Source organism: Citrobacter sp. RHBSTW-00570 (genome assembly GCF_013739755.1).
Lineage (GTDB): Bacteria > Pseudomonadota > Gammaproteobacteria > Enterobacterales > Enterobacteriaceae > Citrobacter > Citrobacter braakii.
Window position 1 is genome coordinate 4379116 of sequence record NZ_CP056399.1, and the last position, 18158, is coordinate 4397273.

22 protein-coding genes and 4 pseudogenes are annotated in these 18158 nt (G+C 48.8%); 9 read left to right on the forward strand and 17 right to left on the reverse strand.

Features of this window, described 5'->3' with window-relative positions:
• Both HV237_RS20775 and HV237_RS20780 read right to left on the reverse strand, forming a co-directional pair.
• Nucleotides 1-327 (reverse strand): DUF1493 family protein, encoded by a 327-nt coding sequence (locus HV237_RS20775; protein WP_016155588.1) that lies wholly within the window; start codon nt 325-327, stop codon nt 1-3.
• On the reverse strand, nt 321-770 hold the full coding sequence (locus HV237_RS20780) for an STM2901 family protein (RefSeq protein ID WP_003830103.1): 450 nt from the start codon (nt 768-770) through the stop codon (nt 321-323). The genes HV237_RS20775 and HV237_RS20780 overlap by 7 nt, the downstream gene beginning before the upstream one ends.
• A 258-nt stretch (nt 771-1028) precedes the next feature.
• Between HV237_RS20780 and HV237_RS20785 the strand changes: the two are divergent.
• From HV237_RS20785 to HV237_RS20810, 5 genes and pseudogenes are all read left to right on the forward strand, one after another.
• Nucleotides 1029-1697 (forward strand): annotated as a pseudogene (locus tag HV237_RS20785) (phosphorothioated DNA-binding restriction endonuclease); the annotation flags it as partial.
• Between the two features lie 462 nt (nt 1698-2159).
• A complete protein-coding gene (gene tnpB / locus HV237_RS20795; RefSeq protein WP_000609174.1) occupies nt 2160-2507 on the forward strand; it encodes an IS66 family insertion sequence element accessory protein TnpB in 348 nt (115 codons plus the stop codon).
• A 49-nt stretch (nt 2508-2556) separates the two neighbouring features.
• Nucleotides 2557-4092, forward strand: coding sequence for an IS66 family transposase (locus HV237_RS20800; protein ID WP_001000409.1), 1536 nt, complete (start codon nt 2557-2559; stop codon nt 4090-4092).
• Between the two features lie 35 nt (nt 4093-4127).
• Nucleotides 4128-4346, forward strand: a pseudogene (locus HV237_RS20805) (restriction endonuclease); the annotation flags it as partial.
• A 327-nt stretch (nt 4347-4673) separates the two neighbouring features.
• Nucleotides 4674-5318, forward strand: coding sequence for a hypothetical protein (locus HV237_RS20810; protein WP_249415295.1), 645 nt, complete (start codon nt 4674-4676; stop codon nt 5316-5318).
• 114 nt (nt 5319-5432) lie between these two features.
• Here the strand turns inward: HV237_RS20810 and HV237_RS20815 are convergent, their stop codons facing one another.
• The 12 genes from HV237_RS20815 to HV237_RS20870 form a co-directional block, all read right to left on the reverse strand.
• The gene (locus HV237_RS20815; protein ID WP_098992213.1) at nt 5433-5774 is read right to left on the reverse strand and encodes a TA system toxin CbtA family protein; all 342 of its coding nucleotides are present in this window, start codon (nt 5772-5774) and stop codon (nt 5433-5435) included.
• A gap of 20 nt (nt 5775-5794) precedes the next feature.
• Complete coding sequence (locus HV237_RS20820) at nt 5795-6112, reverse strand: type IV toxin-antitoxin system YeeU family antitoxin (RefSeq protein ID WP_116326589.1); 318 nt, start codon at nt 6110-6112, stop codon at nt 5795-5797.
• A gap of 17 nt (nt 6113-6129) precedes the next feature.
• Nucleotides 6130-6351 (reverse strand): DUF987 domain-containing protein, encoded by a 222-nt coding sequence (locus HV237_RS20825; RefSeq protein ID WP_098992211.1) that lies wholly within the window; start codon nt 6349-6351, stop codon nt 6130-6132.
• A gap of 8 nt (nt 6352-6359) precedes the next feature.
• A complete protein-coding gene (locus tag HV237_RS20830; RefSeq protein WP_181541593.1) occupies nt 6360-6836 on the reverse strand; it encodes a RadC family protein in 477 nt (158 codons plus the stop codon).
• A 15-nt stretch (nt 6837-6851) separates the two neighbouring features.
• Nucleotides 6852-7310 carry an antirestriction protein gene (locus tag HV237_RS20835; RefSeq protein WP_181541595.1) on the reverse strand — a complete coding sequence of 153 codons (459 nt, stop codon included), beginning with the start codon at nt 7308-7310 and terminating at the stop codon, nt 6852-6854.
• A gap of 80 nt (nt 7311-7390) precedes the next feature.
• The gene (locus HV237_RS20840; protein ID WP_181541597.1) at nt 7391-7627 is read right to left on the reverse strand and encodes a DUF905 domain-containing protein; all 237 of its coding nucleotides are present in this window, start codon (nt 7625-7627) and stop codon (nt 7391-7393) included.
• A 77-nt stretch (nt 7628-7704) separates the two neighbouring features.
• On the reverse strand, nt 7705-8115 hold the full coding sequence (locus HV237_RS20845) for a hypothetical protein (RefSeq protein WP_181541599.1): 411 nt from the start codon (nt 8113-8115) through the stop codon (nt 7705-7707).
• An 89-nt stretch (nt 8116-8204) separates the two neighbouring features.
• The gene (locus HV237_RS20850) at nt 8205-8819 is read right to left on the reverse strand and encodes a hypothetical protein (RefSeq protein WP_181541601.1); all 615 of its coding nucleotides are present in this window, start codon (nt 8817-8819) and stop codon (nt 8205-8207) included.
• Entirely contained in the window at nt 8816-9520 is a 705-nt protein-coding gene (locus tag HV237_RS20855) for a WYL domain-containing protein (RefSeq protein ID WP_181541603.1), read from the reverse strand. Before HV237_RS20855 ends, HV237_RS20850 begins: the two co-directional genes overlap by 4 nt.
• 201 nt (nt 9521-9721) lie before the next feature.
• Nucleotides 9722-10555, reverse strand: coding sequence for a DUF932 domain-containing protein (locus HV237_RS20860; RefSeq protein WP_181541605.1), 834 nt, complete (start codon nt 10553-10555; stop codon nt 9722-9724).
• Between the two features lie 95 nt (nt 10556-10650).
• The gene (locus HV237_RS20865; RefSeq protein ID WP_181541607.1) at nt 10651-11514 is read right to left on the reverse strand and encodes a GTPase family protein; all 864 of its coding nucleotides are present in this window, start codon (nt 11512-11514) and stop codon (nt 10651-10653) included.
• A gap of 99 nt (nt 11515-11613) precedes the next feature.
• The gene (locus HV237_RS20870) at nt 11614-12543 is read right to left on the reverse strand and encodes a hypothetical protein (protein WP_181541609.1); all 930 of its coding nucleotides are present in this window, start codon (nt 12541-12543) and stop codon (nt 11614-11616) included.
• Between the two features lie 604 nt (nt 12544-13147).
• Between HV237_RS20870 and HV237_RS20875 the strand changes: the two genes are divergently transcribed.
• The 3 genes from HV237_RS20875 (at nt 13148) to HV237_RS20885 (ending at nt 14701) form a co-directional block, all read left to right on the forward strand.
• A complete protein-coding gene (locus HV237_RS20875) occupies nt 13148-13729 on the forward strand; it encodes an inovirus-type Gp2 protein (RefSeq protein ID WP_181541610.1) in 582 nt (193 codons plus the stop codon).
• An 87-nt stretch (nt 13730-13816) separates the two neighbouring features.
• Nucleotides 13817-14023, forward strand: a complete 207-nt coding sequence (locus tag HV237_RS20880; RefSeq protein ID WP_181541612.1) for an AlpA family transcriptional regulator — start codon at nt 13817-13819, stop codon at nt 14021-14023.
• A 102-nt stretch (nt 14024-14125) separates the two neighbouring features.
• Nucleotides 14126-14701, forward strand: coding sequence for a hypothetical protein (locus tag HV237_RS20885; RefSeq protein ID WP_181541614.1), 576 nt, complete (start codon nt 14126-14128; stop codon nt 14699-14701).
• A gap of 156 nt (nt 14702-14857) precedes the next feature.
• On the opposite strand, the pseudogene HV237_RS20890 reads toward HV237_RS20885, so the two are convergent.
• Both HV237_RS20890 and HV237_RS20895 read right to left on the reverse strand, forming a co-directional pair.
• Nucleotides 14858-15556, reverse strand: a pseudogene (locus tag HV237_RS20890) (ATP-binding protein).
• A pseudogene (locus tag HV237_RS20895) lies at nt 15556-16021 on the reverse strand (IS21 family transposase); the annotation flags it as partial. The pseudogenes HV237_RS20895 and HV237_RS20890, both read right to left, overlap by 1 nt.
• 125 nt (nt 16022-16146) lie before the next feature.
• Between HV237_RS20895 and HV237_RS20900 the strand changes: the two are divergent.
• Nucleotides 16147-17214 (forward strand): beta family protein, encoded by a 1068-nt coding sequence (locus tag HV237_RS20900; RefSeq protein WP_098992199.1) that lies wholly within the window; start codon nt 16147-16149, stop codon nt 17212-17214.
• Here the strand turns inward: HV237_RS20900 and HV237_RS20905 are convergent.
• Nucleotides 17204-17776: a sce7726 family protein gene (locus HV237_RS20905; protein ID WP_024523912.1), complete on the reverse strand. Its 573-nt coding sequence runs from the start codon at nt 17774-17776 to the stop codon at nt 17204-17206. The genes HV237_RS20900 and HV237_RS20905 overlap by 11 nt on opposite strands.
• Nucleotides 17777-18158: the final 382 nt, after the last annotated feature.

Consider the following 18158-nt stretch of genomic DNA (forward strand, 5'->3'; position numbering starts at 1 on the left):
TCAATCATATAACCAGCGGCCTGCTCTGGCTGATTCTGCGAACATACGCACAGTAAGCGGTTTTGACACTTGCTTGATGGGTTCTTTGGTAAACCATTTTCGATAGACCGATTCTCTTTCCCACGGGTAATAGGCCTCGAAATCAATCACAGAAACATCAACGTTATATTTCTCTCCAAAATCATCAATGGCATACGGTAATTCATCCCATTCAGCGTAACCTTGCAGCGGCGTATCAAGTTCAATCGGGATAGGCTTGAAAGTAAACGTTACCGCGAGAGATAACTCTCCCCGAAAAAATTCTAATACCTCGTTATCCGTCACCATACGCGATCTTCCTCTCTGGCAATGGTGTTGTAGGTATTCACCGTTTTATAGACAATTTGGGCGACATCACTTGCGAGTAATGCCCAACCAATCACAGGAATTGTTCGTCCAACGAATGCCCCCAGATTGTTAGTCATCATGGGTTTTAAATATTTGATACTGGCATTGGTGATGGTAGGAAGCCTGACGGACAATGTTACGTTAAGAAACTCACGAGAATATTTGGAGGCAATTGATGTGCCTTGTGTTGCCCCATATGGTTTACCCCGTGTTTTCAGCAATGGTAACCCAAGAATGATACATGACATTGTTACCACATCTTTAATTCCCCCAAATTGTTCATCAATTTTGTCGAGAAAAATCCAGAAAAATAGCTCACCTGCAGAAATGTTACAGACCCCTTTATAAAAGTATGTTCCGTTGAGTTCCTCTACTGTGTCCATCAGAGATCCTTCGATATGCAATAATTTGCATACTTATCGTACTCCTGCGTACCCTGGTGGGGGAACGGTAACTGCCGTGGCGTATGTGTTTTTCAGAAAACATAAAAGTGATGTCGTTGATGTCAGACAACATGCCACGCATAGTGCTTTATCAAATTGATACCAATAAGTGACGTCGATAGCGCATCAACCCGTCTTTGCTTGATCAGGTGATATTTTGCGAGCATCATCGCAATTATTTACCTGATAATGAAATCAATGACTTCCAGTAAAACCCTGCAACAGGCAATTGCCGACATCACCATCTGGCGTAAAGGCGAGCAGCGTGCGCCGCACAAACCTTTGCTGCTGCTTCATGTGCTGGCGGGTTATCAGCAGGGTCACGGTCGCCTGTTTGACTACGGTTCGGAAGTTCGCGACCCATTGCATAGCCTGCTGGAACGATTTGGACCACAGCGCGCGCAGTACCGCCCGGATATGCCCTTCTGGCGCTTACAGGGCGATGGGTTCTGGGAGCTACAAAACGCCGAGCAGTGCTCAACATCCGGCAGCAGTAAACAGCCCCCTGCCGGAGAACTGGTGACGCATAACGTTGCCGGAGGCTTTGATGAACAACATTTTGCTCTGCTGAGAAAGAGCAAAAACCTCATCAACACCCTGGCACAGCAAATCCTCGAGGCGCACTTCACCGAAAGCATTCAGGAAGAAATCGCGGATGAACTGGGGTTTGATATCCTGCAAATCCGCAAACAGCGGGACCCGTTGTTCCGCCAGCAGGTTCTGCGTGCTTATAACTATGAATGCGCCATTTGTGGCTTCAATATGCGCCACGACAGCACTTCAGTTGCGCTTGAAGCGGCGCATATCAAATGGAAACAGCATGGCGGCCCGTGCGAGATTTCAAACGGACTGGCGCTGTGTGCAATGTAAGCGTCGTCTGAGTACCGTCTGGTCCCGAATCCAGGATCCTGTAACTTAAGCACCCACTTATTTTGCAGGTGGACACCTCATGCGCGCTAAAGAAAGACTTCCCCGGAAACACTATTCCCCTGAATTCAAAATGGAACTGGTCAGGCTGGCTCTTGAAGAAGAAGGCAGTATTGCCGCACTGGCCCGGAAACATGACGTCAATGATAACCTGCTCTTTAAATGGATAAGGCTCTGGCAGCGTGAAGGGCGGGTCTGTCGGCCCCGAAAAAACTCATCGTCGCTTCCTGCCCTGATACCCGTGCAGCTTCAGGCGGGCTCTTCTCTCCCAACCTTCGAACTACCATCCTGCTCTCCTCCCGCTACCTGCCACATAAAATGTCGGGGAGGAGAAATAACACTGACTCATCCCTCTGCTGAACTCATGAGCACTGTCCTGCGCGAACTGATGCGGGGGCCGGTATGATAAATCTTCCCGCAGGCACAAAAATCTGGCTGGTTGCCGGTATCACCGATATGCGCAACGGCTTCAATGGCCTCGCCGCAAAGGTGCAGACCGCGCTGAAAGATGACCCGATGTCCGGCCACGTCTTCATCTTCCGGGGACGCAGCGGCAGTCAGGTAAAACTGCTCTGGTCCACCGGCGATGGTCTGTGCCTGCTGACAAAGCGACTGGAACGTGGTCGCTTCGCCTGGCCCTCAGCCCGCGATGGCAAAGTGTTCCTGACGCCGGCGCAACTGGCGATGCTGATGGAAGGTATCGACTGGCGACAGCCAAAGCGGTTACTGACATCCCTGACCATGTTGTAGCGCTCTTTATCCTGGTTGTCGCAGAATAAGCCTGGTAAAATACAGGCTTATGAACGATACCTCTTCTGACGACATCCTTCTGCTGAAACAGCGCCTGGCCGAACAGGAAGCGTTGATCCACGCCCTGCAGGAAAAGCTGAGCAACCGGGAACGCGAAATAGACCATCTGCAGGCGCAACTGGATAAGCTGCGCCGGATGAACTTCGGCAGTCGTTCCGAAAAGGTATCCCGCCGTATCGCGCAAATGGAAGCTGACCTGAACCTGCTGCAGCAGGAAAGCGATACGCTGACCGGCCGGGTGGATGACCCGGCAGTGCAGCGCCCGCTGCGTCAGACCCGCACCCGCAAACCGTTCCCTGAGTCACTCCCACGGGATGAGAAGCGGCTGCTGCCGACTGAGCCGTGTTGCCCGGAGTGCGGTGGTTCGCTGAGTTACCTGGGTGAGGATGCCGCCGAACAGCTGGAGCTGATGCGCAGCGCCTTCCGGGTTATCCGGACAGTCCGTGAAAAGCATGCCTGCCGTCGGTGCGATCGCATCGTTCAGGCCCCGGCTCCTTCGCGCCCCATCGAACGGGGGATCGCCGGACCGGGGCTGCTGGCCCGAGTGCTGACCTCAAAGTATGCAGAGCACACACCGCTGTATCGCCAGTCGGAGATCTATGCCCGCCAGGGTGTAGTGTTGAGTCGTTCTGTACTGTCGGGCTGGGTGGATGCGTGTTGTCGTCTGCTGGCACCGCTGGATGAAGCCCTTCAGCACTATGTCCTGACCGACGGCAAACTCCATGCTGACGATACGCCTGTCCCGGTGCTGTTGCCGGGCAATAAGAAGACGAAGACCGGGCGCTTATGGACGTACGTTCGAGACGACCGCAACGCCGGATCAGCGCTGGCCCCCGCAGTGTGGTTCGCTTACAGCCCGGACAGAAAAGGTATCCACCCTCAGACCCATCTTGCAGGCTTCAGTGGCGTACTGCAGGCTGATGCCTACGCCGGGTTCAACGAGCTCTACCGCGACGGCCATATAAAGGAAGCCGCGTGCTGGGCCCATGCCCGCCGAAAAATCCACGATGTTCACGTCCGTACCCCGTCAGTCCTGACGGAGGAGGCGCTGAAACGGATCGGCGAGCTGTATGCCATCGAGTCGGAGATCAGAGGTAAAAGAGCAGAGGAACGGCAGGCAGTCCGGCACCAAAAAGTGCTGCCGCTGCTGGCGTCACTGGAGGGGTGGCTGCGGGAGAAACAGAAAACCCTCTCAAGGCACTCAGAACTGGCGAAGGCGTTCGGGTATGCGCTGAACCAGTGGCCGGCGCTGATCCGCTATGCAGAAGATGGCTGGGTGGAGGTGGATAATAACATTGCCGAAAACGCCCTACGACGGGTCAGTCTGGGGAGAAAAAACTGGCTGTTCTTCGGCTCGGATCATGGTGGTGAGCGCGGTGCGTCACTGTACAGTCTTATCGGGACGTGCAAATTAAACGGCGTGGATCCGGAACGCTATCTGCATTATGTACTTGATGTCATCGCCGACTGGCCTGTGAACCGGGTGGGTGCTCTGCTCCCGTGGCGGGTTACTCTGCCTGCCTGACCAGCTTCACTTCGTCAATACGGTTCTCACTGCACGCTTACTGTGCAATCCACCATAAAGCCTTTGATAAAGGTTCGATTGGGCTGGATGAGAGTATGCGGGTTCAGGTATCACCCGCAGTTAATGGCAGCGGCATGGTGGGCAGACTGTTCTGGGATTTCGACGGTAAATCGATAGCGCTGCCGATGATGCGCGAGAATTATCCAAAAGAAGGGTTTGTAGAGTGGCACAGGAAGGAGGTGTTTAGGGGATGAGTGCGAAGGCCGGACTCGAATTTCAACATTAATCGACTGAATTTTAAGTGATTAACATCTGGATAATTGATGTTATATACTTACATGTATACTCAACTGCTTCCCCTCGAACATCAGCGTAGTAACATAACGCCTGAATCATCTAAACGATGACTCAGTAATCATACCATCCTGAATAATTTCGGCTGGGAATTTTTCTCTTTCCTAGACAGATCTAACAACTAGCACTTACATAGCAATACTGATGCTCCTTGCCTCACTCAGGAAAAAATCCTGTAAACAAATCAATCTGTTATCTTCAGTTCATTTAAGATTAAGAAGGGAAAGATGATGTTCACATTGGTAAAAGATTTGCTCAATATTCCAGTTATCACAAGCGTCACCCTTGCCATTCTCGCCGCAATTGCGAAAAAGTATGTCCACTTCAGCCGACGGGATTTCTTTTCTCGTTCTCCTTTAGAGCAGATCGAAGCTGTTAAATGGTTAAGGCAATCAAAACCACCATCTTCAGACCCACTAGATGTGGCTGAACAACAATTCCGCCTTCTATCTTTAGGTCTACATAGGGACAGAGATTTATCCTACAGGCTTGTGGCTTTTCATTCCAGCCACTCTCAAACCCATATTCAATCACTCAAAGCGGTATTACGGTGGCCGGGATTATATGATATCAACGATGGCAAGATATACCCCCATAGTCATTTGAAGTGGTCTCTACCACTCATGCTTATTTTTATACTGACCCTTATGGGTTCAGAGATAATTAAAAGCTATTCACGTGAAGATGTCAGTCAGTTTATTTTCTTTCTAACTGTCATCTTAGCTACTCTTATTCCATGGTTCTGGATGTTATCCTGTACTCTCAAGATATTCGGCATCAGTAAAAAACTGAACACATACACTCCACCAGTCATTGATGCTGAAACCGATAAAGAGGATTTCAGTTCAATCATTAATAATAAATATCCTTAAAACTAGCTATACTTTGTAAATACAATCACACCTGCCAATAGTGGCGGGTGTGATGTATGTTATATAAACTTGGTGAAGACTGGTGATTTAAGTCAGGAAGACTGCTCGGAACTCTCACAATACAGCATCATTAAGACTTCGTCGTAACAAGCCAGTTGCCTGTCGTGCTCGCAGAATATCAACGGCCCGAAGATAAGGTGATTGTTCTTGCCAGCTAAACCCTCTGCGATCGATACGAACCAGCTCGTACTTATCCACCAGAAAGTTAACGGCATCAGCCAGCGTGATACCGGCATCAATATGTTCCTTAATAACAGTTTCATCACTGAACGGCGTGTCGTTCATTTTCAGGCCATAGTGCTGTTCCAGCAGGCGTGTCAGTAACATTTGCCAGACAGCCACGGGCGACAGACAGGGCTTTACCGCCCGCGAAGTTGTTGCAGGTTGAGGTTTCATGTTTTCTCTCGTGAATGTAATTAACGCTGAGCGGGGTAAATGGCGATGTGTACGTAGCCGCAACTGCCAAGAGTATCGGCTTCGCAGATGAAACTGTTGTGGTACAGGGTGACGCAGTGGGCATGACGGGGATTCAGTTCACCAGTGGTCAGCATCGACTCTATCTGGCTGATAAAATGTGGAAATACCACATCCAGCTTAAGACATTCTTCGTCACTAAACTTACCGGTGATACTAGCCCGGTCAGCCAGATAGTGCAGCCGATTGCCCTCCTGCACCAGACGTGCTCCCAGGCTCGGAGTGATATCCCGCTGCAGGCCCCATGTAGTGTTGCTCATTTATAACCTCTTTATTGTCAGTTCAGGGTGATACTCATCAGGCAGGTATAAGGTCCGTTGCGGTCCTGGCGGCGTTCGGCGTATACCGCCAGCACGCCGGGAATGTCAGGAACGACCTTACCGGTGTAATGACAGACACTGCCGTACCACTGGTATCTGCCGGTGCAGTATCGAAAAATGCGGGAGGCCGGATGCTGACGGTAAATCGTCATCGCCCGGCGTTTACTGATAATTTTCATGTCATACCTCAAAGCAGACCATGTTCAGCGAACGACAATATCTGCGTACCACCTACGATAAGGTGGTCAGGCACACGGATATCAACGAGCTGAAGCGCCTGCACCAGACGCTGCGTAAGGGCTTTATCAGCCTGGCTGGGTGTCGTCTCGCCGGAAGGATGGTTATGCGCCAGTATTACCGCCGCCGCGTTGAAATACAGGGCACGTTTGACCACTTCCCGGGGATGGACCTCGGTGCGGTTAATCGTGCCGCTAAAGAGCGTCTCATGGGCAATAAGCTGATTCTGGTTGTCCAGATACAACACCCGGAACTCTTCCCGCTCGAGCGCGGCCATATGCAGTCGCAGCCATTCACGTACGGCGTGGGTAGAGGTGAAGGCCACCCCGGGCTCATGCAGGTGGCGGTCCAGAACCCTGAGCGCCCGCTGAATGAGACGCCGGTCCTGTGGCGTCATCTCGCCGGGTAAAAAGGAAAGCTGTTTCATTCGTTGTTCCTCCGGTCAGTCAATGATGCGCAGAATGGCGTGGGCTTCTGGATGCTGCAGGGCATAGTCCCGCAGGCGGTAATAGTGCGCAGTCATTGCATCGCATGCGGTGCGACAGGCATGGTGGCTGTATTCAATCAGGCAGACCGCGATACCTGCGGCTTCCGCGCTCATTTGCGCACCATTGCCGTTCATGCTGTTGAACAGACGCCATTTATCGTCATTGTCAGCATCAGGAGCCATAAACGCACCACCATTGCTGAGGGTGTAAAAGGACCAGATACCACCGCTGTAGGCCTCACAGAAGCGGTCCATCCAGGAGAAAATACGGGGTTCCAGCGTTATCCACTGCGGGATAGTGCCAAAGTACTGCGGCCAGAAGCAGATACGCTGTTCGTCAGGTACCTGCGTTACGGTCAGTTCAAATTCGGACTCGTTAGCAGATACGAGATTGTTTTGTGTCGCTGTTGTCATGGGTATGTCTCCATTAATAAAAAACGCCAGCGGCGATGGCTGGCGTATGGGGGATATGCATTAATAATGAATGGGCGTGATCAGCAGGAGGATGCTCTGAGGATGCCATACTGACGGATATAGTGGTTAAGTCCTTCACCGGCATCGGTTTCAAAGCTCCACGCCCGCCAGACCATTCGACCATCAGAGTCACGAACAACCAGGCGGAAGTGACTGCACTGGTCATCTTCTATAGCGACGTTTTGATACCGGCTGGTAATAGCGTCGGCCTGCTGTCGGGTGAAAGGGCCCGACGGCAGTAATTGAGATTCAGGCATTCGGTGCACCTTAAAAGCAAAAGCCCCTGACGCACATGCGTCAGGGGCTTTGAGAGAGCGTTGTTATGCGGATTCAGTCAGAACCCCGTCTGTACCTTATACAGGCGCAAAGTTTTGCCGCCCCGGACAATCTTCACATACAGGGCATTATCTTTTGTGCCACGCACAAATCCGGCCTTTACATCTCCCTTGCAGTCACCACCGTCATAAGAGATGTTAAGTCCAGTGTTAAATACCAGGTCAATAACCCCGAAGCTTAAATCTTCACAGGCTGGACCAGGCAGGTCCTGAATCAGGGCAAACTTACGGTCATCGCTGACATCGGTCAACGAGCAGATGGTAGTGTTGATGTCGTTCCCCTGGCACCAGTATTCCTGGCCGGGGTTGTCTTTGTCCATCAGACTTTCCGGAAGCTGCGCGGCACTGGCACTGAAGGCAGTAAGTGAGAGAATGAAAGCAGGGATAACAGCGATTATTATTTTTAGCATGATCTTCTTCCTGAATAAATGGGAACCGGATTGCGCCAGATATGCATGTAAACCATCTGGCGTGGTTTAAAACATCTGTAATCAGATCCTCAACAGTTACCGGTTCGGCGGCAGAGTTCAGCCATACTCTGCTTTGCCACCCATTGCTGCAGCTCCCTGTCTTTTTGAGAACGCTTAGCCTCCAGCGCGGCCTGTTGTTTGGGATTGACGCAGTTATCAGGCACGACCATCAGGGTGTTTGGTTTAAATTTTATCCGGGCTACTCGCACAGTCTCTGCCGGGTCATCAGTTCCACTTGCTCGCTGCTGTGCCTCGTCAAGCAATGCAGCCTGTGTATCAACCAGAACGAAACCACATGCCTTTCCCTCGCCCTGGTAGACAGATGTCAAATCGGAGGAAGAACCACTGGCTGTTTTGAGCGCCAGTTTGCGTACCGTTTTAGTATTTTTATCGGCCAGAAAATATCCTCCATTGTATCCCTGACGTAGCAGGAATTTCTGAGTCCAGGGATAATTATCGATCACTCTGGCACCATACAACGCATTGCTAAGGGTATGGTTGTCCAGACCATCAGCTGATTTCCAGCCGTCTGCCTGCATGTATTGCCAGGCCTTAACCGTACCCACAACATTTTCAGCGGCTACTGGCAAAATTGTTCCGACGCACAGACTAAGCGCCAGCGTGGTTGCAGTGAGTAATTTCATCTTTGCTCCTTATAGGGTGAAAAACCGTCGTCGCCGACAACGAGAAGTGAATGGAAAGTTTGAAAGTGAGGTAAAACCCGAAGAAAATCGGGGTGTGACAACAGATTCCGTACCTGTGTATCAGGGACAAAAAGCGCAGGATTGAATGTCACCGTGTGAATATCACCCAGTGTGAAAACCGATATATGTCCTTCATGTTCACCGGTCAGGTACCAGCAGCCGTCGCTGCACACCAGTCGATAGGGGGCCAGACCTGTGCAACGATGACCTTCTGCCAGTAGCGTAACCCGACGCTGTTCAGTGATGGCGCGGATAAGTCGCGTAAAAACTTCAGTCCGTGCCTGTGTTCTGGTGTTGGTGCTGTGCCAGATAAGGCAGGGAGACCCGCTGGCACTCAATAGTGAGCTGACCAGTTGGTTGTCAATATCCGGAAAAAGAGCCTCCACACCGGACTGACGGACAAAGGTCTGCACCGTCAGCTCCCTCTGACGGCTGCCGGACAGCAGACGACATTGCCCGTTACGGAACTCTAGGTCGAGATAGGCCAGACGCTCGCGAAAATCCCGACGCAATGTGCGCACTGACACGCCAAATTCGGCGGCCAGTGTCTGTATGGCCAGCGTTTCCCCTGCCACAAGACGGCTGATAATCAGCGACAGGCGGACCGCAAGGCGCTCATGGCGGCGCTCAGACTGAGACATGAGAGGCGTTCTCCACCCTGTTAATGGACTGAAAATTAAGTGATTAGTGTAACGAGAGGGCCGGACAGGATACGGACAGCGGAAGCGGTATTTTTTCTGCAGGATGAATGCAATCAGAATGCAGCTTCATCGTCTTTTTGAGGAAAAACTGTCTGGAAATCGTTCAACGAACGGACAGGAGGTGTCCGCATGCTGCCGGAGTTAACATCCGTTTGCCTCAAATCCGGAGAGCATCGCTTCCGCCATCACCCACAGTGCGCGGTTAAGCTTCACATCACCATCAATACCGTGCACCGCACGGGTATGCGTTCGTCCGCCTTTCGCACTCCGTCCACTGAGCCCGCCCTTAATCAGGTTCTCCTGAATACGCTGGTATGTGGTCCACAGATCATTGCTCTCATCCTGCCAACGACGTGGGGAGAGTATCTGAGGTGCTGTCACCGGCTGGTGGTCCTCACCGAAACGGTACGTCAGTGCAGCCTCTGCCAGAGCCTTTTGTGCAGGCGGGGGCAGTATCAGCGACTGCATGGCATCACGTCTTTCTTCCACACGGTCAAAGATCCCCAGTACTTCATAAGCCCCCTCAATCACCTGACTCACCACATCCCCTTTGTGCGGCACCCGAACCTCGCCAAACGACTCACCGCAGACGAGGCCGTTTTGACATACCGCACGGAATAATCCCGGCAACATCTGATACGAGCTGGTGCCATCATGGGAGTTGAGCAAAATGATTTCCGGCACTTGTTTGCCGGTAATTTGCCCCTCCCGGCGCAGACGTAACATATGCTTTGTATGCTCACGACGCCCTGGGTCACGCACTCGGGTCTGGCAGGCAAAGAAGGGCTGAAAGCCTTCGCGCTGCAGACTGTCCAGCAGGGATATGGTGGGTATGTAGGTGTATTTTTCACTACGTGACTCGTGTTTGTCCTCACTGAACACACTGGGTACCACGCGATACAGCTCTTCACGGGTTAGCGGACGATCACGACGAATAAGGTTTGCTGCGCCAAAGCGCGAAGCCAGACGGGTCATAAGCAGACTCCTCATGATGGATAAATAAAAGCAAAAAAGCCCTGCCGCAAAATGGCGGCAGGGCTCAGGAAACTACGGGTTAGAAGGGTTAATTTTCAGAAGAAGAAATTCCAGACTGCACGAGCGACTGATACGACGATGTCGCGTACAGACTGGATAACTGTCCGAACCGGGGCCGGTATCAGGGGCATGGAACTTACTGTGTCCAGTACCGATCCGACCGTTTCACCAAAATCGTCACGTGCTTTTTTATTAACGGCATCGGTACGAAGTGGAGCACTAAGCTGTACCGCCACCGGACTACTGGCCTCCCGTGGCAGGCAACGAATCATCCGTTCAGCCATCACCCGCAGCCCCCACTGCAAACGTACCGACACCGCACAGACAGGGTTTACAGGTTGGAACAGCTCATGTAGCAGACAGATTTTGCGGCTGATATTTTGTTTCTGCTCTGTAGACAACTTTTCACCACCGCAGGTGGGTTCAACCTTGTCGGACTGACTGATAACAAACAACACCTTATGCCGGTATACCTCACCAATCACCTCCCGGTAAAAATGTTCATCCACTGCCAGCGCCCGGTCATCGGCCTTAATCAGCCAGAGTACCAGGTCCAGCCGGGGAAGCTGTTCGCTGTAAAGCGCAGCATATTCTTCATCGTGCCTTTCACTTTCACCGACACCGGGCAGATCCACGATGGTCATAAAGTGCTCACCCACCTGAAAACGGAAGCGTAGCGGTTTACGGGTACAGGCTGCAACATCACTGACCGGCGAAACGTTCCCGGCAAAAAGCGCATTACACAGGCTGGATTTTCCGGCTCCGGTCTTACCCATAATACCGATCACTGGCTCATAATCCGCAAGCCTGCTAATATTCGAAAGTATTTGTTTTCTAATAACATCCGGAAGAACAGCCACAGACTGCGTGATATCTTGCAAACCTTCATGTATCTTCATCAAATAACCTCAGACAAATAAAAGAAACTCGCCTGAATGTCTATAATTCAGGCGAGTTTTCGGGGATGATCATTGTGATAATATCTGTCTGAAATATTTTTAAATGCTTCTGGCATTCTTCGGAAGCTTTAAATATGCGGAGTTAATACACAACTCTAACATTTCCTGCCGGGTCATCTCACTGGCTTGTGATAAATCAGACAGTTTTTTCTGTAGTTCTGGCGTCAAAGTGGCAATCACTGTTTTTTTAGACTTGTCTTTTGTGTTTTTCCTAGATGCTTTGAAATTCCTCTGCGCATATGCATTTTTTATCTTTTTACTAAAGTTAATAATAGTTTCATCAAGCAAAGCATTGGAAGTACACCATATATCAAATGCTGCATTGACTGCCAGATAAACCTCATGTGGGTTATCCATTATGGGTGTAATGTATTCACCAACCATTTTTCGTTCATTAAGATAATGCCATGCCCACAGACAATCATCTTTTTTCTTGGATGACAGAAATGATAGTGCGTTTTTTTTGCAAGTGATCTGTCTGTAAGAATTTCTCATTTCATTTAAAAATCTACGTTTGTCTTGAGGGTTAATCCATCGATCAAAAAAATTCACAATATTAAAGAATCGTGCCCTGCTATTTCCAGGAAGGGGATCACAGCCAAAAAAAATATAAGGAGTTACGCCTGGTTTCTTAATAGGTGGTGAAAAAAAGAGCGCAGGCATTGTGTAAATGTTACACCACATCCAGTAACAAGCCCGGTCACTGTCCTCAATCCAAGAGAACTCACTGAATTTATATACATTTTCTAATGCGGAACTAACTATGTTATCCAGTAATAATTTTGTTTGTTCAACATCAATGTTGGTATTAATTTCGGGTATTTCTTTATGTAGAAACCTTATCCAATTGTCCACCCCTGATTTCATTAAATGGCTCGTGAATGTAATGGACTGGCTTTTCAACGCCTGACTGATGTAGCCGCATAAGCGACTATCGTAATCTGAATCTGAGCTAAATCGTCCTTTCATCGTACCTTCTACACACTCATCATTGAAGTAATTAAAGGATAATAAAACAGTAACCAAATGATAATCAATAGGTAATAAAATGGTAATGAAAAGATCTAGGAAAGGCTTGTCCGTAGCTGTTAAAAAAGCCTATCACATGCTTACGGTGTAAGAAATTGATGAATCATGTACCCTGCATCATCGTTTGTACACACCAGTGGCTATCTACACCCAATCGATTTAGAGTTACAGGACGATGACCAGCCCGCGAGTCCCCAGGAGCATAGATAACTATGTGAATGGAGTGGGTGGGCGCAACCAACGCACCTGTATAGTTATTATCGGAATGGTCCAGTAGGTTACCTCTTATTATACAAGGGAGAATAGAGTACGGAGGATGATAAAAAGCCTTAATAGCCAAGAGTAAGTTCATAAAATTAATAATTAAGGTTAATTGGTATTATAGAGCAGTAGTTATCAACTTATAGCAACAATCCATCCTCCAGCGGAGGATAGGCGTATCTGTCAGGAACGATTTAAATTTACTTTATAAGTACCCCTTTCAGGGTCAGAACAAAAAAACAGTATCGGCTGTTCCTTTGAACTCATCCAAAGGAACAGAACAATGCAAAAACATTACCCACATCTAAAGAAAATCATCCCTAACGACTTCCTGCTGAATTTGATTAATCACCATCTCAATCAGATCCTAGCATGTCACGCCAAGATACTGGCGTTTCGAATGGATTTTGATTATCAGCGTGGTACGAATCGATTCATTCGTAACTCCTCGATAGAAATACAGGATGACCTCAGAGAGCTTACTCAAGCAATGATCAGCCTTCCTGGCGTTATCGGTAGTTTCTGGGTACTGGAATGGACATTAGAAGGGGCGGTTCATGCCCATGCTATTTTTTATGTTAATGGCCGGGAACATCAAAAGTCATTCCCATTCATTCTACAGGCAGGAGAACTGTGGCATCAAATTACCTATGGCGAGGGAAAATACCAGCGATGCAAGCCAAAGGTATATCATCAGGACAACATTAACAATGTTGTTGAATATCACAATTACGAAGCCATAAACAGTCTCAGACGCATAGCCAGTTATCTAACAAAAGAAGACCAAAAATATGGCTATCTAATTTGGGGATGTAATGAGGTTCCTTCGCCTGCAAGGCAGGGGCGACCAAGAAAGTTTAGTTAGTTTTTAACAGCAGCACCGGTTGCTATGCCGGAGCGGGCAGCAGCAATCCCGACTCCGGTTTCCATTTAGCTACCGGAGAATTAAACCATGAATAGTAAACCATCCCTGTTTGAAGATCAGTTCGTTGATATGACTTTCATCACCCGGTTCACCGGGCTAACTGATAAGTGGTTTTACAAACTCATCAAAGATGGCATATTTCCAAAACCCATCAAACTGGGGCGAAGTTCACGATGGCTACAGAGTGAAGTGGAAGCCTGGCTACAGGCGAGAATCCACGAATCACGCAGCTAAATACCTCTCCTTACATATCACTTTCCTGACAGGCAAACTCTTTATCCTCTCCTAGCGGAGGTTTGCGGCTGCCTGTCATTCAGTATTCAGGGATAATTCACCATGAAAGAGACAAAGACGCGATATAACAGTTTGCTAGTCAGCTATCAACGCTGGCTAAACGGGTTCACAAAACTGGCCATCATAAATGGCATGTGTCATCCCAATATTCAGGCCAGCCACCATCTGATGGTGGGCAGTCTGTACTTTCCCGGCGTAGGGCAGATGACTGCAGTGGTACCACAGTGCCTTTACCGACTGATTTACGGAAGTCAGCATCCAGAGCCAGTGTCGGTATTGACTGATATGCAAATCAGCCTTGAGACAAGGCAAAAAACTTTACTGCACCACCCAATGTTGGAAGGGATATTACTGAGTGAATGTATCCGCCTCAAACAACGCCCACTGGCAAATAGGCTGATTAGCCTGTTACACCAATTCAGTTCACTGGAGCATCGCCACAAACTGGTCTGGCTATGTTGGTACGATTTGATGATGGGTGCGACGCTGGAAGACTGGTTGGATAACCTGAAACGTAAGGCACCTGAAGATCTAGGCTTGTGGCTGGTTGGACGGCAGGAGGAAAACATATCCCTCACGCAAATGATGGATGAATATCTGCTATTTACCGGCCACTAATATCAGTTCCGATCTGTGTCTAACCGTTTTACTCCTAGGAAAAAAGCAGAGTTCCTCCCCCTACTCTCAGCGTGATCTCAATAATGCCCTCTTTATTGTCAACGCCACGATCTTTGACCATTATTTGCCATTTTCATGCCCGCTAAGATACTTTCGTTACTGATGCTGTCCGCTTTTCACCATTTCATCTTTACTGATTGGCGTTGCGTTTTTGGTCAGCACACCAGCTTTGCGTTTCTCCTTTAACCGGTAACTTTCTCCTTTGATATTCAGCGTGGTTGAGTGATGCAGAAGCCGATCCAGGATCGCCGTTGCCAGTACGTTATCTCCGAACATCTCTCCCCAGTCTGCGAAGCCTTTGTTTGACGTCAGGATGATGCTCGCTTTTTCATATCGACGGTTCAGTAGCCGGAAGAACAGGCTGGCTTCCTATCTGGTCATTGGCAGATAGCCTATTTCATCCAGGATCAGTACCCGATGCCCTGCATCCGCCGCTTTCACTCCGAGAGCAACGACCAGACGGGTTTTTTCGACACCTGGAGGTCCCAGCAGGATCACGTTTTCGCTACGCTCCACGAACGCCAGACCGGTCAGCTCCTGGACAACTTTACGATCGATGCCCGGCTAGAAGGTAAAGTCGAACTGCTTCAGCGTTTTGGCCCACGGCAGACGAGCCTGCTTCAGCCGGGACTCCATGCCACGCTGATGCCTGCCGTTCCATTCCTGCTGCAGCGCCATGCACAGGAACTCCCGGTAGTTCAGCTCTTTTTTAGCCGCCTGCTCCAGCAGGCTTTCAACGTGATAACCCAGGTGCTCCATTTTCAGGCGACTCAGCAGTACTTCAAGTTCAGGCATCACATTAACTCCTCATACGCACTCAGAGGCCGATGCTCCACCATGCTGACCGGCTTCCAGAGCGGGGCATGATGTTCCGGCACTGCCTGCCAGCCGGACGATGCTGAACAGAGACGGTGTGATGCCACCAGTTGCTCATTACTGTAGATCCGCAACTCATAATCCAGCGATATTCGTATCGAGACCGGCTGACCACACAGCGTTTCGGGAAAGCTGTAACGATTGCCGCCAACTTCGATATAGCTGTCCCAGGACACATGGCGGATGTCGAAGTAGCTGGTATCGAAGTCCGTATCCGGCAACGGCTGCAGATACTCCTGTTCCAGCGCGAAGCGCTGCTCTGGTGTTTGTCTGAACTGGCGAAGCTCCCGTTTATCAGCAACTTCAGCCATCCGCTGCTCCAGTTGCTGGTTTACATGGGTGACGCTGTCGAACCTGCGGTACATAACCATACAAATCTGAAATGACACTTCATTTCTTTAATGTTGGATTTTTAGTTTTTAGATTTAGCTCAATTATTTCTTTTAAATTCAGAGGTATAAAACCCTTGCACGTGTCTCATAATTTGATATAAAAATTAAGGAATTTTAATGAGTTCTCACCATTACTATCCACAGCTACGATGGAAACCTGCTGAGTATGAGTCTCTGATGCAGCTAAATCAGACAACAATCTCAGGAATTACTCCCATCATTACCATTCTTGATATTGACTGGGACTACGAAAATGACTGTTATAAAAAATCGTTGAGCGGCTATTTATCTGACTTCGGTACTAATCTTGCAACGTCCTGGACACCGAATCGTCCAGTATTGTTAGATTTAAAGTATTTAGATAAACATGGTTCGAGTCGTTCTCATCCCTTAGATATGTGCATTAATGATGCCAGATCTCATGGAAAGGAGATTGTCCCTGTCGTTTCCCCAACATCCTCGGCAAACTACATACATGCTGTTCAGAGAAACGTATCTAATGGCGTAGCCATTTCACTTAGTCCAACGACGTGGCACGCGTTTCCACAACTGTTGAATCTGTTAAATCTTCAACCAAGTTTGATTGATATCATCATTGATTATGGCGATATCCAAAACGCCAACGATAACTTAAAACAACAGGCATTAGCCACGATCAACTCGCTTTCAGGACAAGCCCCCTGGAGAACGGTGATTTTATCTTCAACCTCTTATCCAAGCTCGCAAACGGGAATTCCACAGCATGTAATTCATCCTATTCCACGACATGAGTATGCTCTTTGGTTATATGTAGTACAGAATTTAGGCAATGGCAGGACACCATGTTTCAGTGATTATCCAACTGCAAGTGCCACCATTACGAGCGTGGACCCACGATTCATGTCTCAGTATGTTGCGGTGAGATATTCGAATGACAATTCATGGATTTTTGTAAAGGGCACTGCCGTTAAGGGGAATGGATGGGGTCAAACGAAAACTCTATGTACTACTCTCGTCAATTCAGCTCTATATCAGGCATATGGTCCAAACTTTAGTTGGGGGGATCAGTACATTTATAATAGGGCTAACGGCACCAATAAATCAGGTGGCTCTAAAGAATGGCGCAAGGTAGCCCATACACACCATCTCACACTAGTAGTTAGGCAGTTAACTCTGTTATCACAAACTTTACCGGCTAGGCCCTAAGTTTCCAATCGATCCGTTTTTTTAATGCAGTTCTGACTTCAAGTCGTAGATCTTTAACCGGGATATGATTGGCAACGACATTCCATAATTCAAATCGGGGTTTGCTTTTGTAACCTTTAGAGCAGCCCCAACGTTCTAGAATATCAATGCATTCGTTTTTCCATAGCAACTGAGCAAGCATCAAAGAGTCATAATTTCTATTGAGCTTTTCACCACGCATGTGTTTGATACGAATTGCCCCTTTTGGCCCTACCGATACGGTCTTAACCCCCCACCAGTTAGGAATTAGTTGAAGCGCTCCGTCGAGATGCTTATCTGCGACAACGAGCGTAACCTTATCCATAACGGCAGAATAATGCTTGATTTGTAACGGCAACCTTTCCAGGGAATCATGCTCACTTTTTAGTTCGTAGCCGTGAAGAACTCCGTTAACTACAGCTATGTCTGCTCTACTGGCACCAAGGGAGATGGAAAATTCATCGATTACAAGACAATCAGGATCTAAATGCGATTCTTTCAAAAGCTTATGATGCACCGCAGTTCTAACATCTTGATCTTTCATGACTTCTCCCTCCCCCTTCGTCGTTAAATTATAGCGCACAGCATTTTACTGCATTCAGGGAATTTGGCTACTTCAATCACAAAAAAACATATCAAGTAAGTGAAGGCATATATCGGAGTATTAATCACTCCTTGCCATGACAACCATCCTTAATCTCGTGTAGAACGTCACACACAACAGCAACATAACCAAACCAATTACTGGCCCCAGTACCCCATCCCACAAAGAGAAAAGCAGAGCGATAAAGAACGCCGTTAATGCACCCTGAATCGCCATTCTGTTCTCATGTAAAAGTGAAGTACCGGACCCTAGCCCACTGGCGGGGTGTAGTTCTGTATGTTCCCCCCTGAATTGTAGACATAAAAAAAACCGCCAAGCAGCG

Excerpts from the sequence above, each read along its gene's own strand:
- HV237_RS20865 (WP_181541607.1), bottom strand. The coding sequence starts at position 11,514 with ATGAAGATACATGAAGGTTTGCAAGATATCACGCAGTCTGTGGCTGTT.
- HV237_RS20850 (WP_181541601.1), bottom strand. The coding sequence starts at position 8,819 with ATGAAATTACTCACTGCAACCACGCTGGCGCTTAGTCTGTGCGTCGGA.
- HV237_RS20875 (WP_181541610.1), top strand. The coding sequence starts at position 13,148 with ATGCAAAAACATTACCCACATCTAAAGAAAATCATCCCTAACGACTTC.
- HV237_RS20855 (WP_181541603.1), bottom strand. The coding sequence starts at position 9,520 with ATGTCTCAGTCTGAGCGCCGCCATGAGCGCCTTGCGGTCCGCCTGTCG.
- tnpB (WP_000609174.1), top strand. The coding sequence starts at position 2,160 with ATGATAAATCTTCCCGCAGGCACAAAAATCTGGCTGGTTGCCGGTATC.
- HV237_RS20840 (WP_181541597.1), bottom strand. The coding sequence starts at position 7,627 with ATGCCTGAATCTCAATTACTGCCGTCGGGCCCTTTCACCCGACAGCAG.
- HV237_RS20815 (WP_098992213.1), bottom strand. The coding sequence starts at position 5,774 with ATGAAACCTCAACCTGCAACAACTTCGCGGGCGGTAAAGCCCTGTCTG.
- HV237_RS20885 (WP_181541614.1), top strand. The coding sequence starts at position 14,126 with ATGAAAGAGACAAAGACGCGATATAACAGTTTGCTAGTCAGCTATCAA.
- HV237_RS20825 (WP_098992211.1), bottom strand. The coding sequence starts at position 6,351 with ATGAAAATTATCAGTAAACGCCGGGCGATGACGATTTACCGTCAGCAT.
- HV237_RS20845 (WP_181541599.1), bottom strand. The coding sequence starts at position 8,115 with ATGCTAAAAATAATAATCGCTGTTATCCCTGCTTTCATTCTCTCACTT.
- HV237_RS20905 (WP_024523912.1), bottom strand. The coding sequence starts at position 17,776 with ATGAAAGATCAAGATGTTAGAACTGCGGTGCATCATAAGCTTTTGAAA.
- HV237_RS20870 (WP_181541609.1), bottom strand. The coding sequence starts at position 12,543 with ATGAAAGGACGATTTAGCTCAGATTCAGATTACGATAGTCGCTTATGC.
- HV237_RS20820 (WP_116326589.1), bottom strand. The coding sequence starts at position 6,112 with ATGAGCAACACTACATGGGGCCTGCAGCGGGATATCACTCCGAGCCTG.
- HV237_RS20780 (WP_003830103.1), bottom strand. The coding sequence starts at position 770 with ATGGACACAGTAGAGGAACTCAACGGAACATACTTTTATAAAGGGGTC.
- HV237_RS20880 (WP_181541612.1), top strand. The coding sequence starts at position 13,817 with ATGAATAGTAAACCATCCCTGTTTGAAGATCAGTTCGTTGATATGACT.
- HV237_RS20775 (WP_016155588.1), bottom strand. The coding sequence starts at position 327 with ATGGTGACGGATAACGAGGTATTAGAATTTTTTCGGGGAGAGTTATCT.
- HV237_RS20860 (WP_181541605.1), bottom strand. The coding sequence starts at position 10,555 with ATGACCCGTCTGGCTTCGCGCTTTGGCGCAGCAAACCTTATTCGTCGT.
- HV237_RS20835 (WP_181541595.1), bottom strand. The coding sequence starts at position 7,310 with ATGACAACAGCGACACAAAACAATCTCGTATCTGCTAACGAGTCCGAA.
- HV237_RS20810 (WP_249415295.1), top strand. The coding sequence starts at position 4,674 with ATGATGTTCACATTGGTAAAAGATTTGCTCAATATTCCAGTTATCACA.
- HV237_RS20900 (WP_098992199.1), top strand. The coding sequence starts at position 16,147 with ATGAGTTCTCACCATTACTATCCACAGCTACGATGGAAACCTGCTGAG.
- HV237_RS20800 (WP_001000409.1), top strand. The coding sequence starts at position 2,557 with ATGAACGATACCTCTTCTGACGACATCCTTCTGCTGAAACAGCGCCTG.
- HV237_RS20830 (WP_181541593.1), bottom strand. The coding sequence starts at position 6,836 with ATGAAACAGCTTTCCTTTTTACCCGGCGAGATGACGCCACAGGACCGG.